The organism is Streptococcus oralis, assembly GCF_026782345.1.
Lineage (GTDB): Bacteria > Bacillota > Bacilli > Lactobacillales > Streptococcaceae > Streptococcus > Streptococcus oralis_CK.
The window spans coordinates 1,297,882-1,312,706 of sequence record NZ_JAKUWI010000001.1 but is presented as its reverse complement, the minus strand read 5'-3'; the positions used below and the strand labels follow the sequence as shown (position 1 = coordinate 1,312,706).

At 41.8% G+C, this 14,825-nt stretch carries 15 protein-coding genes and 1 riboswitch; of the genes, 4 read left to right on the top strand and 11 right to left on the bottom strand.

Annotated elements, in window-relative coordinates:
- The first annotated feature begins 9 nt into the window (after positions 1–9).
- Positions 10–2,544, top strand: a complete 2,535-nt coding sequence (gene mutS / locus MK405_RS06445; protein WP_268704586.1) for a DNA mismatch repair protein MutS — start codon at positions 10–12, stop codon at positions 2,542–2,544.
- Between the two features lie 41 nt (positions 2,545–2,585).
- On the opposite strand, the gene MK405_RS06440 is transcribed toward mutS, so the two are convergent.
- Together MK405_RS06440 and MK405_RS06435 are read right to left on the bottom strand one after the other, a co-directional pair.
- Positions 2,586–3,044: a DUF3021 domain-containing protein gene (locus tag MK405_RS06440; RefSeq protein WP_268698187.1), complete on the bottom strand. Its 459-nt coding sequence runs from the start codon at positions 3,042–3,044 to the stop codon at positions 2,586–2,588.
- Complete coding sequence (locus tag MK405_RS06435) at positions 3,041–3,481, bottom strand: LytTR family DNA-binding domain-containing protein (RefSeq protein WP_268704585.1); 441 nt, start codon at positions 3,479–3,481, stop codon at positions 3,041–3,043. Before MK405_RS06435 ends, MK405_RS06440 begins: the two co-directional genes overlap by 4 nt.
- Positions 3,482–3,688: 207 nt before the next feature.
- Between MK405_RS06435 and mutL the strand changes: the two genes are divergently transcribed.
- On the top strand, positions 3,689–5,638 hold the full coding sequence (gene mutL, locus MK405_RS06430; RefSeq protein WP_268704584.1) for a DNA mismatch repair endonuclease MutL: 1,950 nt from the start codon (positions 3,689–3,691) through the stop codon (positions 5,636–5,638).
- 429 nt (positions 5,639–6,067) lie between these two features.
- Here the strand turns inward: mutL and ribH are convergent, their stop codons facing one another.
- From ribH to ribD, 4 genes are read right to left on the bottom strand one after another with little or no spacing between them, the layout of a single operon-like run.
- Positions 6,068–6,535, bottom strand: coding sequence for a 6,7-dimethyl-8-ribityllumazine synthase (gene ribH / locus MK405_RS06425; RefSeq protein WP_096421573.1), 468 nt, complete (start codon positions 6,533–6,535; stop codon positions 6,068–6,070).
- Positions 6,536–7,741, bottom strand: a complete 1,206-nt coding sequence (locus tag MK405_RS06420; RefSeq protein WP_268704583.1) for a bifunctional 3,4-dihydroxy-2-butanone-4-phosphate synthase/GTP cyclohydrolase II — start codon at positions 7,739–7,741, stop codon at positions 6,536–6,538. It abuts the gene before it with no gap.
- 19 nt (positions 7,742–7,760) lie between these two features.
- A complete protein-coding gene (ribE, locus tag MK405_RS06415) occupies positions 7,761–8,396 on the bottom strand; it encodes a riboflavin synthase (protein ID WP_084939411.1) in 636 nt (211 codons plus the stop codon).
- The gene (gene ribD, locus MK405_RS06410) at positions 8,381–9,481 is read right to left on the bottom strand and encodes a bifunctional diaminohydroxyphosphoribosylaminopyrimidine deaminase/5-amino-6-(5-phosphoribosylamino)uracil reductase RibD (RefSeq protein WP_033605860.1); all 1,101 of its coding nucleotides are present in this window, start codon (positions 9,479–9,481) and stop codon (positions 8,381–8,383) included. Before ribD ends, ribE begins: the two co-directional genes overlap by 16 nt.
- A gap of 132 nt (positions 9,482–9,613) precedes the next feature.
- Positions 9,614–9,728, bottom strand: a riboswitch (FMN riboswitch).
- A gap of 156 nt (positions 9,729–9,884) precedes the next feature.
- On the opposite strand from ribD, the gene ruvA reads away from it, so the two are divergent.
- Both ruvA and MK405_RS06400 read left to right on the top strand, forming a co-directional pair.
- Positions 9,885–10,478, top strand: a complete 594-nt coding sequence (ruvA, locus tag MK405_RS06405; RefSeq protein ID WP_268704582.1) for a Holliday junction branch migration protein RuvA — start codon at positions 9,885–9,887, stop codon at positions 10,476–10,478.
- Between the two features lie 9 nt (positions 10,479–10,487).
- Positions 10,488–11,054 carry a DNA-3-methyladenine glycosylase I gene (locus MK405_RS06400; RefSeq protein ID WP_070656861.1) on the top strand — a complete coding sequence of 189 codons (567 nt, stop codon included), beginning with the start codon at positions 10,488–10,490 and terminating at the stop codon, positions 11,052–11,054.
- A 79-nt stretch (positions 11,055–11,133) separates the two neighbouring features.
- Here the strand turns inward: MK405_RS06400 and MK405_RS06395 are convergent, their stop codons facing one another.
- The 5 genes from MK405_RS06395 to MK405_RS06375 all read right to left on the bottom strand — a co-directional run bounded on the left by MK405_RS06395 (position 11,134) and on the right by MK405_RS06375 (position 14,695).
- A complete protein-coding gene (locus MK405_RS06395; RefSeq protein ID WP_000166112.1) occupies positions 11,134–11,397 on the bottom strand; it encodes a SemiSWEET family transporter in 264 nt (87 codons plus the stop codon).
- 105 nt (positions 11,398–11,502) lie between these two features.
- Positions 11,503–12,537 (bottom strand): S66 family peptidase, encoded by a 1,035-nt coding sequence (locus tag MK405_RS06390; RefSeq protein WP_084939410.1) that lies wholly within the window; start codon positions 12,535–12,537, stop codon positions 11,503–11,505.
- A gap of 161 nt (positions 12,538–12,698) precedes the next feature.
- Positions 12,699–13,046 (bottom strand): hypothetical protein, encoded by a 348-nt coding sequence (locus MK405_RS06385; protein ID WP_096421577.1) that lies wholly within the window; start codon positions 13,044–13,046, stop codon positions 12,699–12,701.
- A 15-nt stretch (positions 13,047–13,061) separates the two neighbouring features.
- The gene (locus MK405_RS06380; protein WP_268704581.1) at positions 13,062–13,739 is read right to left on the bottom strand and encodes a DUF1129 domain-containing protein; all 678 of its coding nucleotides are present in this window, start codon (positions 13,737–13,739) and stop codon (positions 13,062–13,064) included.
- 11 nt (positions 13,740–13,750) lie between these two features.
- Positions 13,751–14,695 (bottom strand): magnesium transporter CorA family protein, encoded by a 945-nt coding sequence (locus tag MK405_RS06375; RefSeq protein ID WP_033605858.1) that lies wholly within the window; start codon positions 14,693–14,695, stop codon positions 13,751–13,753.
- Positions 14,696–14,825: the final 130 nt, after the last annotated feature.

Genomic DNA, 14,825 nt, shown 5'->3' with positions numbered 1-14,825 from the left:
AGACGGAAAATGGCAACAGAAAAGCTATCACCCGGCATGCAACAGTATGTGGATATTAAGAAACAATACCCAGATGCTTTTTTGCTTTTTCGGATGGGTGATTTTTACGAGTTGTTCTATGAAGATGCAATTAATGCAGCACAGATTTTAGAAATTTCCTTAACGAGTCGGAATAAAAATGCAGAAAATCCGATACCCATGGCGGGTGTCCCCTATCATTCTGCCCAGCAGTATATCGATGTTCTGATTGAGCAGGGCTATAAGGTAGCCATAGCCGAGCAGATGGAAGATCCCAAACAAGCGGTTGGTGTTGTCAAGCGAGAGGTGGTCCAGGTCATCACACCTGGAACGGTCGTCGATAGCAGTAAGCCGGATAGTCAGAATAATTTCTTGGTTTCCTTAGATCGCGATGGAAATCAGTTTGGTCTGGCTTATATGGATCTGGTGACGGGTGATTTCTATGTGACAGGTCTATTAGATTTCACGCTGGTTTGTGGGGAAATCCGTAACCTCAAGGCTCGAGAAGTGGTGCTGGGTTATGACTTGTCTGAGGAAGAAGAACAAATCCTCAGCCGTCAGATGAATTTGGTGCTTTCTTATGAGAAAGAAGGCTTTGAGGATATTCATTTACTGGATCCACGACTAGCAGCTGTGGAGCAAGCAGCAGCTAGTAAGCTCCTCCAGTACGTTCATCGGACCCAGATGCGGGAATTGAACCACCTCAAACCAGTTATCCGCTATGAAATCAAAGATTTCTTACAGATGGACTATGCGACCAAGGCTAGTCTGGATTTGGTTGAGAATGCCCGTTCAGGCAAGAAGCAAGGCAGCCTTTTCTGGCTTTTGGATGAAACCAAAACAGCTATGGGTATGCGGCTCTTGCGTTCTTGGATTCACCGTCCATTGATTGATAAGGAACGAATTGTCCAACGTCAAGAGGTGGTGCAGGTCTTTCTTGACCATTTCTTTGAGCGTAGTGATTTAACGGACAGTCTCAAGGGTGTCTATGATATCGAACGCTTGGCTAGTCGGGTTTCTTTTGGTAAGACCAATCCCAAGGATCTCTTGCAGTTAGCGACCACCTTATCCAGTGTACCACGGATTCGTGCGATTTTAGAAGGCATGGAGCAGCCTGCTCTAGCCCATCTTATCGCACAGTTAGATGCCATCCCTGAGTTGGAGAGCTTGATTAGCGCAGCGATTGCTCCTGAAGCTCCTCACGTGATTACGGAAGGTGGCATTATCTGTACGGGATTTGATGAGACCTTGGATAAATACCGTCGTGTCCTCAGAGAAGGAACTAGCTGGATTGCTGAGATTGAGGCTAAGGAGCGAGAAAACTCTGGCATCAGTACGCTTAAGATTGACTACAATAAAAAAGATGGCTACTATTTCCATGTGACCAATTCGCAACTGGGAAATGTGCCAGCCCACTTTTTCCGCAAGGCGACACTGAAAAACTCGGAACGCTTTGGTACCGAAGAATTAGCCCGTATCGAGGGGGATATGCTGGAGGCGCGTGAGAAGTCAGCCAACCTAGAATATGAAATCTTTATGCGCATCCGTGAGGAAGTCAGCAAGTACATCCAGCGTTTGCAGGCTTTAGCCCAAGGAATTGCAACGGTTGATGTCTTGCAAAGTCTGGCGGTTGTGGCTGAAACCCAGCATTTGATTCGACCGGAGTTTGGAGACGATTCACAAATCGATATCCAGAAAGGGCGCCATGCTGTCGTTGAAAAGGTTATGGGAGCTCAGACCTATATTCCTAACACTATTCAGATGGCAGAAGATACGAGTATTCAGCTAATTACAGGGCCCAACATGAGTGGGAAGTCAACCTACATGCGCCAGTTAGCCATGACTGCGGTTATGGCCCAGCTGGGCTCGTATGTGCCGGCGGAGAGCGCCCATTTGCCTATTTTCGATGCTATCTTTACCCGTATCGGAGCAGCAGATGACTTGGTTTCAGGTCAATCAACCTTTATGGTGGAGATGATGGAGGCCAACAATGCCATTTCGCATGCGACCAAGGACTCCTTGATTCTCTTTGATGAGTTAGGACGGGGAACTGCGACTTATGACGGGATGGCTCTTGCCCAATCCATCATCGAATACATTCATGAACATATCGGAGCCAAGACCCTCTTTGCGACCCACTATCATGAGTTGACCAGTCTGGGGTCTAGCCTGGAACACTTGGTCAATGTTCACGTGGCAACCTTAGAACAGGAAGGACAAGTCACCTTCCTTCACAAGATAGAACCAGGACCAGCTGACAAATCCTACGGTATCCATGTGGCTAAGATTGCTGGCTTACCAGCAGAACTTTTAGCAAGAGCGGATAAGATTTTGACCCAACTGGAGAATCAAGGGACGGAAAGTCCTGTTCCCATTAGAGAAACAAGTGCTGTCACAGAGCAGATGTCACTCTTTGATGCGCCTGAAGAGCACCCTATTCTAGCAGAATTAGCAGAACTGGATGTTTACAACATGACACCTATGCAGGCTATGAATGTCTTGGTTGAGCTCAAACAAAAGTTATAAAAAGGGTCCCACTCATGCATTTGTGAGTGGGATTTTCTCCATTACTTTTTATGGGCCAAGAGTTGATTGATGTGGTCTACTTTTTTTGCTTCTCTTTTATAGAGAATAACCCAGATGATGAGGTAGACGATCGCAAACTCTGGAATGAGCTGGAGATAGAAGGTCCAGTGGAAGGGGAACCAACCAGCCAGAGTTGCTAGTGGAACAAAGCCAGCCAGCATGAGGAAGAAATGGGAAAGTGTGGCACGGAGCAAGCTCCAGTCACGGCTGAATAAGCGACTGCCAAAGCTAAAGAGAACACCGATAGCTGACCAGATGACCATACAGTAGAGTAAGACTAGGGCACCGTGAACCTGATGTTGAACCATCGCTTGGCCGATGAGAGACTCGGGGCTCAGCGGGGCATAGGTATTTGGTGCATAAATGAGTGAAAAAAGGATAGAGAGGATGAGGCCGATAAGTACACCAGCGGCTGCATCGTGAAAGATTTGTTTTTTCATAGTTCTAATTTCTCCTTGATGGTTTTTAGGTAGCGGCGTGAAGAGTAGGTGAAGCTTTCGTTTTTTAAGAAAATTTCAACCAGACCGTTGGGCGTGAGCTTGAGATGAGAGATGGAGTCGATATTGACGATTTCAGATTGGGAAATTTGGATAAAAGTGGTCGGCAGCATTTCAAGAACCTGATAGAGTCGCAAATCAATGCTGTAGGTCTGACTCGATGTTTCTGCTAGAACCTTTCGATTCTCGATATAGAAGCGCTGAATCTTGCCAATTTCAACTAGATAGACCTGACCATCAATCTTTCCTTTGATTGTTTCTTTTTGGTCAAGATTTTCAGCAAATTCGATGACTTTTTGGACTTCTTTGGTTTCTTGAGGTGCTTGGACAATCAGTTTTTCCTCCTCGTAAAACTCGCTAATCTGTAGTTCTACTTTCATAAATTTCTCTCCTTACATTTCATACAAAATTGTGATCACTTCCTGTACACCTTTATTAAACACTATTTTACGACCCATGGCAAGGGACTTTGTCTATGTGGAGGGATTTGGAGTCTATGTGGCGCTTGATTTTTCGGTCCTATCTGAAATGTGGTATAATAGCACTAATCAATTTCTAGGAAAATAGATACAGAAAGGGGCTGAAAGATGTCTCATATTATTGAATTGCCAGAGGTGCTGGCAAACCAGATAGCGGCAGGAGAGGTTATCGAACGTCCTGCTAGTGTGGTCAAAGAGTTGGTAGAAAATGCCATTGACGCGGGTTCTAGCCAGATTATCATTGAGATCGAGGAAGCCGGTCTCAAGAAAATTCAAATCACCGATAATGGTCATGGAATTGCCCACGATGAGGTGGAATTGGCCCTGCGTCGTCATGCGACCAGTAAGATAAAAAATCAAGCAGATCTCTTTCGGATTCGGACGCTTGGTTTTCGTGGTGAAGCCCTGCCCTCTATTGCTTCTGTCAGTGTTCTGACTCTGTTGACGGCGGTGGATGGTGCGAGTCATGGGACCAAGCTCGTTGCGCGTGGGGGAGAAGTTGAGGAAATCATCCCAGCGACTAGTCCTGTAGGAACCAAGGTTTGTGTGGAGGACCTCTTTTTCAACACACCTGCCCGCCTCAAGTATATGAAGAGCCAGCAAGCGGAGCTGTCTCATATCATTGATATTGTCAACCGTCTGGGATTGGCTCATCCTGAGATTTCTTTTAGTTTAATCAGTGATGGCAAGGAAATGACGCGGACAGCAGGGACTGGTCAACTACGCCAAGCCATCGCAGGGATTTACGGTTTGGCGAGTGCCAAGAAGATGATTGAAATTGAGAACTCTGACTTAGATTTCGAAATTACAGGTTTTGTGTCTCTGCCTGAGTTAACTCGAGCTAATCGCAACTATATCAGCCTCTTCATCAATGGCCGTTATATCAAGAACTTTCTACTAAATCGCGCTATTCTTGACGGTTACGGAAGCAAGCTCATGGTAGGGCGTTTTCCACTGGCTGTCATTCACATCCATATCGACCCCTATCTAGCTGATGTCAATGTTCATCCAACCAAGCAAGAAGTGCGGATTTCTAAGGAAAGAGAACTGATGGCACTTGTCTCAGAAGCCATCGCAAAGAGTCTTAAGGAACAAACCTTGATACCTGATGCCTTGGAAAATCTTGCCAAGTCGACCGTGCGCAATCGTCAAAAGGTAGAGCAGACCATTCTCCCACTCAAAGAAAATACGCTTTACTATGAAAAAACAGAACTCTCAAGACCTAGTCAAGCTGAGGTTGCTGATCATCAGGTTGAATTAACTGAGGAAGGGCAGGATTTAACCCTGTTTGCTAAGGAAACCTTGGACCAGTTGACTAAGCCAGTAAAACTGCATTTTGCGGAGAGAAAGCCTGCTAACTACGACCAACTAGACCATCCAGAGTTAGATCTTGCTAGCCTCGATAAGGCTTATGACAAGCTGGAGCGAGAAGAAGCATCCAGCTTCCCAGAGTTGGAGTTTTTCGGACAAATGCACGGGACCTATCTTTTTGCCCAAGGGCGAGATGGCCTCTACATTATAGACCAACATGCAGCCCAGGAACGGGTCAAGTATGAGGAATACCGTGAAAGCATAGGTAATGTTGACCAGAGCCAGCAACAACTCCTAGTGCCCTACATCTTTGAATTCCCAGCAGATGATGCCCTTCGTCTCAGGGAAAGAATGCCTCTCTTAGAGGAAGTGGGTGTCTTTCTAGCAGAGTACGGAGAAAATCAATTTATCCTACGTGAACATCCTATTTGGATGGCAGAGGAAGAAATCGAGTCTGGTATCTATGAAATGTGTGACATGCTGCTCTTGACCAAGGAAGTTTCGATCAAGAAATACCGAGCAGAGCTAGCCATCATGATGTCCTGCAAGCGGTCTATCAAGGCTAACCATCGTATCGATGACCATTCAGCCAGACAACTCCTTTATCAGCTCTCTCAATGCGACAACCCCTATAACTGCCCCCACGGACGTCCTGTTTTGGTGCATTTCACCAAGTCAGATATGGAAAAAATGTTTCGACGCATTCAGGAAAATCACACCAGCCTCCGTGAGTTGGGGAAATATTAATACTCTTCGAAAATCTCTTCAAACCACGTCAACGTCGCCTTGCCGTACTCAAGTACAGCTTGCGGCTAGTTTCCTAGTTTGCTCTTTGATTTTCATTGAGTATAAAAGTACAAAAAAGACTGGGAAAAATTTTCAAAATCAGAAAAACGCATAAAATCAGATCTTCAAAAACCTTGATTCTATGCGTTTTATCATAGAAATATTTACTTTTTTTCTTCCGAATACTCGTCAAAGATCTCTTTAAACCACATCAGTTTTATCAGTAATCTCAAAATAGTGTTTTGAGCTAATTTTGCCAGTTTTGTCTGCAACATCGAAGCTGTGTTTTACCAATCTGCGACTGGCTTCCTAGTTTGCTCTATGATTTTCATAGAGTATTCAATTGCGATTTTGCCAAGTTTCTTTATTCATTTAAAAGTAGAGTCTGTTCTAAGCGTCTAATGTACGAATTAGGTTGACCATTTCAATAGCTCCTTGTGCACACTCAGAACCCTTATTTCCTGCTTTAGTGCCAGCTCGCTCTATGGCTTGTTCAATTGTATCTGTCGTTAGCACACCAAACATAACTGGGATTTCGCTATTTAAACTGATTTGGGCGATTCCCTTAGATACCTCGCTACATACATAATCATAATGACTTGTACTACCTCTAATGACAGCGCCCAAGCAGATAATTGCATCATATTTGTTACTTTTTGCCATTTTTGATGCAATCAGCGGTATTTCAAAAGCTCCTGGAACCCAGGCTACCTCGATATCTTTCTCGTTTACATTCCCTCTTTTGAGATTATCTAGTGCTCCAGATAATAATTTTGAAGTTATAAATTCATTAAATCTCGCTACAACAATACCTATTTTAATATCGTTCGCTACTAAATTACCTTCATAAGTGTTCATTTATTTTTCCTCCATATTTAAAATGTGACCCATTCGATTTTTCTTTGTCTTTAAATAAAAACTGTCGTAAGGATTAGCTTCTATTTCGATTGGTATTCTACTGGAAATGGTAATTCCATATTTTTCGAACTGTTCAACCTTGTCAGGATTATTTGTCAGTAAATGTAGTGACTGTAGTCCCAGGTCTTTAAGCATTTGTGCTCCAATGTGATATTCTCTTAAATCACCTTCAAATCCTAACGCAAGATTGGCATCAAGCGTATCCATTCCTTGATCTTGTAAATGATAGGCTTTTAATTTATTGATAAGTCCAATTCCTCGTCCCTCCTGTCGCAAGTAAAGTAAGACACCCGAACCATTCTCAGCAATCATTTTCATAGCTTTATCAAATTGCTGTCCACAATCGCACCGTAAAGAGCCTAAAACATCTCCTGTTAAACATTCAGAGTGGACCCGACATAATACATTGGTTCCATCCTCTATATTTCCCATAATAAGAGCAAGGTGATGTTCCCCGTTTAGTTTATCTATATAGCTAATTGCTTTAAAATTACCGTATCTAGTAGGCATATTGACAGTTGAAACTCGTTCTACCAGCTGATCATATACTTTTCTATATTCTTGTAATTCTTTGATGGTAATTAGTGGAATGTTGTGTTTCTTAGAAAACTGAATTAAATCATCTGTTCTCATCATTTTGCCATCATGATTCATTATTTCACAACATAGGCCACACTCTTTTAGTCCTGCTAATTTTAATAGATCAACAGTTGCTTCTGTGTGTCCATTTCTTTCTAGAACACCACCGTTTTTCGCAATTAAAGGAAACATGTGTCCTGGCCTGCGAAAATCAGAGGGGCTTATATCTTCGGTGACACACATACGTGCGGTCAATCCTCTTTCCTCGGCAGAAATACCTGTGGTCGTTTCCTTATAATCAATTGAAACTGTAAAAGCAGTCTTATGATTATCTGTATTGTTTTCAACCATGGGTGAAAGCATTAATTGATTAGCTAAACTTTCGCTCATAGGCATACAAATTAATCCTTTGGCATAAGTAGCCATGAAATTAACATTTTCTGTTGTGGCTGCTTGTGCGGAACAAATTAAGTCTCCTTCGTTTTCTCTATCCTTGTCGTCTATAACAAGAACAAGTCGTCCCTTCTGCAATGCTTCTAATGCTTCTTGTATTTTTCGATATTCCATTGACTAATCATCCTTTCTGCTAAAATCCATTTTGATATAATAGTTCCTTAGATATCTCTGATTTCAGAGAGTTATCCATCAGTTTTTGCACATATTTGCCTAAGATATCATTTTCAAGATTTACTGTACTCCCGACTTGTTTACTCTTAAGAATGGTTTGTGCCAAAGTATGAGGGATAACAGATACTGAAAAGTTTAGTTTGGAGACTTTAGCGACAGTCAGACTAATGCCGTCAATTGTAATAGATCCTTTTTCAACTATTAAATCTAAAATTTCTTTTTGTGTGTTGATTTGATACCATACAGCATTATCATCTTTTTTTATTGACGAGATTTTTCCTGTACCATCAATGTGTCCTGTAACGACGTGACCTCCAAGTCGACCGTTGACAGATAAGGCTCTTTCTAGATTTACCTCACTTCCATATTTTAATAGTGTAAGAGTTGTTCGGCTCCATGTTTCATTCATTACATCAACTGTAAAGGATTGATGATTGAAATGAGTAACTGTAAGACAGATACCATTTACTGCTATACTATCGCCTAAATGGATATCCGTTAATACTTTTGAGGCTTTAATTGATAGTTTGCAATTACGAGAGTCTTTCTGTATTCTTTCAACTTTTCCGATTTCTTCAATTATTCCTGTGAACATGGATAAATCACCTCACTTTCTATGAGATAGTCATCTCCTATTTGAGAAAAAGCATAAGGCTTCAAGCTAATAGCGTCATTTGGCAAAGAAATACCTTCACCTCCGACAGGAAACTTGGCACTGCCTCCAAAAATTTTTGGTGCAATATATATTTTCAGCTCATCAACAATTTGTTGTTCCAAAGCACTCCAATTCATTAGACTGCCCCCTTCTAGAAGTAGGCTATCAATCTGCATATTTCCTAGATGTTGCATTAAACTTGATAAGTCTATATGATTGCCTTTTTTCTTTATGGGAAGTATTTCACAGCCATGATTTTGATATAGCTTCATTTTATTTTTGTCTTCAGAGGAAGTGGCAATGTAAGTTTTAATATCATTTGCTGTTTTTACGATTTTAGAGGTAAGAGGAGTTCGTAAATGTGTATCGCATATGATACGGATAGGATTTTTCCCTTCCTCCAATCTACATGTCAGCAAAGGATCGTCTTGAATAACAGTATTGACTCCCACCATAATCGCACTAACATGGTGTCGTAACTGATGTACATGCTTTCTTGCCTCTTCTCCAGTAATCCATTTGGATTGATTTGTTTTAGTGGCTATTTTTCCATCCATTGTCATTGCATATTTCATAAAAACATAGGGTACATGCTGGGTAATATACTTTCTAAAACTTTTTATTAAGTTAAGACACTCATTTTCTAAAACTCCAACAGTAACTTGAAGATTATTTTCCTCAAGTATCTTTACTCCTTTTCCAGATACAATAGGGTTACAGTCTAGGCTTCCAATGACTACTCTTGTAATACCACTATCGATTATAGCGTCTATACAAGGAGGTGTTTTCCCGAAGTGACAACAGGGTTCAAGTGTTACATAAAGCGTTGCTCCGACAGGGGATTCTCTACAGTTTTTTAGAGCATTTCTCTCAGCATGTGGGCCACCAAAAAACTCATGATAACCTTGTCCGATAATGTGATTATCTTTTACAATAACTGCGCCAACCATAGGATTGGGATTGACGTAACCAGCTCCTTTTTGTGCCAATTTTATTGCTAATTTCATATATTTTGAGTCGCTCATCTCACTACCTCCAAAAAAAATACCTTGAATAGGGGACTATTCAAGGCATACAAAAGAAAACTTATGCGATTAACAAAAATGCTCTGAAATGACAAGTAATCATTTCAGAGCACGCAAAAAGCACAAATATACTTTTATCTTCTTTCATCCAGACTATACTGTCGGCTTTGGAATTTCACCAAATCATGCCTTTCGGCTCGTGGGCTATACCACCGGTAGGGAATTTCACCCTGCCCTGAAGATAGTTATTCAATTACAGGTGATTATAGTACTTAATTTTCAATATGTCAATAGATAAGCATAAATTATTTTTGATATACTGTATTTGTGATAGTCGATTCTCACTCCTCGGATAAAGAAAATATGATATACTAGATAAACGAAATAAGAGAAAAGGAAAACTATGTACGAATATTTAAAAGGAATCATTACCAAAATTACTGCCAAATACATTGTTCTTGAAACCAACGGTATCGGTTATATCCTGCATGTAGCCAATCCCTATGCTTACTCGGGACAGGTCAATCAAGAATCTCAAATTTATGTGCATCAGGTTGTGCGTGAGGACGCCCATCTACTTTATGGATTTCGCTCAGAAGATGAGAAAAAGCTCTTTCTCAGTCTGATTTCGGTATCTGGGATTGGGCCTGTGTCAGCTCTTGCTATTATCGCTACTGATGACAATGTTGGCTTGGTTCAAGCCATCGAAAGCAAGAACATCACCTACTTGACCAAGTTTCCTAAAATTGGCAAGAAAACAGCCCAGCAGATGGTGCTGGACTTGGAAGGCAAGGTAGTTGTGGCTAGTGATGACCTTCCTGCTAAGGTGGCAGTGCAAGCAAGCATTGAAAACCAAGAACTGGAAGAAGCCATGGAAGCCATGTTGGCACTGGGCTACAAGGCGACCGAGCTTAAGAAAATCAAGAAATTCTTTGAAGGGACGACGGATACAGCAGAGAACTATATCAAGTCGGCCCTTAAAATGTTGGTGAAATAGGAGAATAATATGACAAAACGCTGTTCGTGGGTTAAGATGACCAATCCGCTCTACATCGCCTACCACGACCAGGAGTGGGGGCAGCCCCTCCATGATGACCAAGCATTGTTTGAGTTGTTGTGTATGGAAACCTATCAGGCAGGCCTGTCTTGGGAAACGGTACTAAACAAACGCCAAGGATTCCGAGAAGCATTTCATGGCTATCAAATTCAAGCGGTCGCGGAAATGACAGATGGGGAGTTGGAAGCCTTGTTAGAGAATCCAGCCATCATCCGAAATCGTGCCAAGCTCTTTGCGACACGTGCCAACGCCCAAGCATTTTTACAAATCCAGAAAACCTTTGGCTCTTTTGACGCTTATCTCTGGTCCTTTGTTGAGGGGAAAACGATCGTGAATGATGTTCCTGACTATCACCTAGCACCTGCTAAAACAGCCTTGTCTGAAAAATTATCTCAAGATCTCAAAAAACGAGGCTTCAAGTTCACAGGTCCTGTTGCAGTCTTGTCATTTCTACAAGCTGCAGGTTTGATTGACGACCACGAAAATGATTGTGAGTGGAAAAGCAGAAATAAGTGAGTGCAGTCGTCTAACTATCTGAGAAAATAGAAAAAGCTGAGAAATTTATTTCAGCTTTTTGATTATATGCTAGTAATTTTTATAGTGCAGTAAGAAATGTCAGTCCACCTAAGACAACGCCAGCTGAGTTTGGAATAATTAGTATCCAATCCTTCTTAGGTTCTTTTGTCCACCCGTAAATAACCCAAATTAAACAAGATACTGCTGCGGATAAAGGCTGGAATGGTTGAGCTTTGTTGCCTTGTAAATTGGCAAAAATTTGTGGGATGTAGGCGATAAATACAATAATCCCGATAAAGGCTCCAATTGAACCGACAATTTGATTTATTTTTTGTTTAGTCATATACACCTCCTCCAAAAAGATATCATAAAAATAAGCAAAATGCAATAAATTCAGACACAAATTGTAACGAAAATCAATACCAGAGCACAAAAATGGAGAAATTGTTTATTTTTTGTTATAGTCAAAGCGAATGACTTGCTCCTGTGCATCTACATAGGCGTGAACGCCAAAGGGTACAATGGCTCCTGGTGTGGCGTGCCCAACGTTTAGATTATAGACAATTGGGATATTGCTGTCAACGATGCTCATTAGTGCCTCTTTATAGTCGTTATAGAAGGTTTCATCCATTGGCTTTCCGACCAAGAGTCCACTGATGACCTCAAATATTCCAGTTTTTTTCAAAGCCAGCACCATCTTTTTGAAGTTTTCCGGCTCAGGCTTTTCTTCGCTTGTTTCTAACAAGAGAATCTTTCCTTCCCAGTCGGTTAAGTCAGGGAAGAGTTTGTACTTTTGGCAGAGGTCTGTGCTATCTGCGTGTAGAGAGTTGTCAAAAATATCATAGAGAGACTCAAGGCAACCGCCGAGAATTTCTCCCTCAAACTGGGTATTTCCTTGTAACAAGTCAAAACCTGTATTTACATGACTGATACGAGCTGTTCCCAGAGCCTTGGGACTAAAATCAGTCCGTTCCTCATACCAAACGTCGCTAGGGCGGATTTCTAAGATTCTTCCCGTCTCGATCAATTCTTTAAAGTAGTGGAGACTATAGGGCAACATCTCCTTGTCTAATTCACAAATATCTGCTAGAAAGGATTGGCCGTAAAAAGTCTTGATTCCTAGTTTATGCAACATAAGATGGTTCATGGTCGTATCGGAGAAACCGAGAAAAATCTTTGGTTTGATAACCTTTTGTAGTTGGTCATTTTCAAAAAGATAAGGTAGCAAACGATAGGTATCATTCCCACCGATGGCGCAGAGGATCATGTCGATGCTATCATCCGAAAAGGCCTGCATCAAATCCTCTGCACGCGCCTCAGGATGGTTCTTGATAAAGTCTAATCCTTTTTGCGAATGGGGCAAAAACACAGGATTGAGTCCCAGATCCTTGAGACGCTGGACACCTAGCTCCACTTCGTGTTTGACAAAGTCTTCTCCGATAATGCCACTAGACAAGCTCACGATACCAATAGTAGAAACCATATCTCATCCTCCTAGAAATTGATTGTGCCTATTTTATCATAAAAGATGAGAGAAAACTATAGGGATTAGGGTCAGAAGTTCTATTGGATATCAAGAAAGCAAGAAAAAAAGCAACCGCCTTTGCAGTTGCTTTTCGTTTTTCTAATCTCGCTAGATATGAGTTACTTGGTCAACTCTTGATTATAAGAGAGGGCCAAATCAATCCAGTAAGGAAGTTCTTTTTGACCTTCTATATCTAAGTCTATATAGCCGTGATAAAGGCGTCCCCTCATCAATGTAGTATGAGCTCCTGTTCGGGGTAGAACTTGCTTTTCTATTTCTTTGCCAATTCTGACCATAACCAGTTCGTCCTTTCTGGAACTGACTGTAAGGACCATTTTCCCACGAATCATAAAGGCAAGGCCACCAAACAGTTTCTTTTCTTCTAGCTCTTCTTCGAAAATTTGGGGAGGAAGTTTGAGTGCTAGAATTTTTCGAATCTGCTGAGCTAAAGATTGACTATATGCCATAGCTTTTCACTTTTCTTAATAACGTGATGGGCCTGCGCTTGCGCTTCGGATATTGAAGCGTTTCTTGAGATAGAAGCGAAGGGCGAGAAGGGCCGCTCCTAGGACAGCCAAAGGCAGTGGAGTAAGAATTGGATTGAGAGCTGCTGGTAGGAAGCTTGTTGCGAAGAAGACAGCCAACCAGAGAACCATAGCAGCGAGGATGACGAGGATTGATTTCCAGAAAGGAGGGCGCTGGCTACGATCTGTGTCTGGTCCATAGTACTGGTAGACAAAGTAGTACATCAAGTAGAAGGCAAGTCCTCCTACAAGTCCAACCAACAAGAGGGTAATCAACCCATAGCCAATAGCCTGATCTGTAGAGAAGAAGGTAGTCAGAGCGCTAACCAATGCAAAGAGACTGGTGATAAAAAGGGCTGAGTCCATAATCATGAGTTTTGGATCATCATTTTCTTTTGGATGCTCTTTTTCATATTGCTCTTTGACAGTGAAGCTATGAGCCCAGTGGGTTGGAGCCCCGTAGAGGGAACGTGCAGTCGTTCCTTTGGCTTGCTCTTCAAGGATTTTAGGAATGACTTCCTCAAAGATAGCCTTGATTTCAGCGTCTGTTTTACCATCTTTGATAAATTGTTGGGTAGCGATGTGGATAAACTCTTGGTTTTTCTTAGTTAATTTTTGTAAATCAATCTGAGACATAGGGATTCCTCTTAGAACCATTTTTTATGGATGAGATAGAGAGTGAGCGAAACACTCAGAGCAAAGGCGATAAAGACGATTAACCAGAAGGCGTGAGGCTCACCGTTTAGAGGGATTTCATTATCCTTAAAGTTCATCCCGTAGGCTGAGAAGATCATGGTTGGGATAGACATAACGATGGTCACGAGAGCCAGGGTCTTCATGATGTTGTTCTGGTTATTGGAAATGATAGAGGCAAAGGTCTCTGTCATAGAGTGAAGGACGTTTCCATAAATATCTGCCATCTCAATGGCCTGTTGGGTTTCAATCAGAGTGTCTTCGAGTAGGTCTTCGTCTTCTAGGTATTTCTTGATATTGCTAGTTGCGCTGGTCAATTTCTTAATCACGCGCTCGTTCGTCTTAAGTGAGGCCTTGAAATAGACGATGGTCTTTTCCAATTCCATGAGCTCGATCAGCTCTTCGTTTCGAGTAGACTTGTGAAGTTGACTTTCGATTTGTTCACTCTTACGGTCGATCGAACGAAGGGCCGTAAGGTAAAGTTCGGCGTTGCGGTAGAGAATCTGGAAGATAAAGCGTGAACGCATGAAGGTGTAAAAGTTGCGCAGTCTACGGTTGATAAAGACATCGAGAACGGGGAGGGATTCCAAGCAGGTGGTGATAATGGTTTCCTCGGTGATGATAATCCCCAGCGGAATCGTAACGTAGTAGGTACGATTGTTTCTTTCCTCTGTGATGGGAACGTCCACGATGATCAAAGTATACTCGTCTTCGATGGTAATACGGGACATTTCTTCCGCATCGAGCGGTGCTCGAAGGTCGGCAATGTCAATGTCGAAGGCGTTAGCGATTTCCAACGATTCATTTTGTGTAGGATTGACGAGGTTGATCCAAGTACCCGGTTCAAGCGTGTCGATCTCTTTAAATTCAGTTGTTGTTGAGAGAAAAACTTGTTTCATATCCCCTATCCTTTCCTACTATTCAGTGATTCATTTTTTGCACCGTACTATTATACTATAAAAACAGCTTTTTGGGTAATAGAATTTCACATTTTTTGGTATAATGGAAAGCAATAATGGACTAGAAAGA

Bases quoted from the DNA above. Each gene is read 5' to 3' on its own strand.
- mutS (WP_268704586.1), top strand. From the start codon at position 10: ATGGCAACAGAAAAGCTATCACCCGGCATGCAACAGTATGTGGATATT.
- MK405_RS06440 (WP_268698187.1), bottom strand. From the start codon at position 3,044: ATGAAAAAACAAATCTTTCACGATGCAGCCGCTGGTGTACTTATCGGC.
- MK405_RS06435 (WP_268704585.1), bottom strand. From the start codon at position 3,481: ATGAAAGTAGAACTACAGATTAGCGAGTTTTACGAGGAGGAAAAACTG.
- mutL (WP_268704584.1), top strand. From the start codon at position 3,689: ATGTCTCATATTATTGAATTGCCAGAGGTGCTGGCAAACCAGATAGCG.
- ribH (WP_096421573.1), bottom strand. From the start codon at position 6,535: ATGAACACTTATGAAGGTAATTTAGTAGCGAACGATATTAAAATAGGT.
- MK405_RS06420 (WP_268704583.1), bottom strand. From the start codon at position 7,741: ATGGAATATCGAAAAATACAAGAAGCATTAGAAGCATTGCAGAAGGGA.
- ribE (WP_084939411.1), bottom strand. From the start codon at position 8,396: ATGTTCACAGGAATAATTGAAGAAATCGGAAAAGTTGAAAGAATACAG.
- ribD (WP_033605860.1), bottom strand. From the start codon at position 9,481: ATGAGCGACTCAAAATATATGAAATTAGCAATAAAATTGGCACAAAAA.
- ruvA (WP_268704582.1), top strand. From the start codon at position 9,885: ATGTACGAATATTTAAAAGGAATCATTACCAAAATTACTGCCAAATAC.
- MK405_RS06400 (WP_070656861.1), top strand. From the start codon at position 10,488: ATGACAAAACGCTGTTCGTGGGTTAAGATGACCAATCCGCTCTACATC.
- MK405_RS06395 (WP_000166112.1), bottom strand. From the start codon at position 11,397: ATGACTAAACAAAAAATAAATCAAATTGTCGGTTCAATTGGAGCCTTT.
- MK405_RS06390 (WP_084939410.1), bottom strand. From the start codon at position 12,537: ATGGTTTCTACTATTGGTATCGTGAGCTTGTCTAGTGGCATTATCGGA.
- MK405_RS06385 (WP_096421577.1), bottom strand. From the start codon at position 13,046: ATGGCATATAGTCAATCTTTAGCTCAGCAGATTCGAAAAATTCTAGCA.
- MK405_RS06380 (WP_268704581.1), bottom strand. From the start codon at position 13,739: ATGTCTCAGATTGATTTACAAAAATTAACTAAGAAAAACCAAGAGTTT.
- MK405_RS06375 (WP_033605858.1), bottom strand. From the start codon at position 14,695: ATGAAACAAGTTTTTCTCTCAACAACAACTGAATTTAAAGAGATCGAC.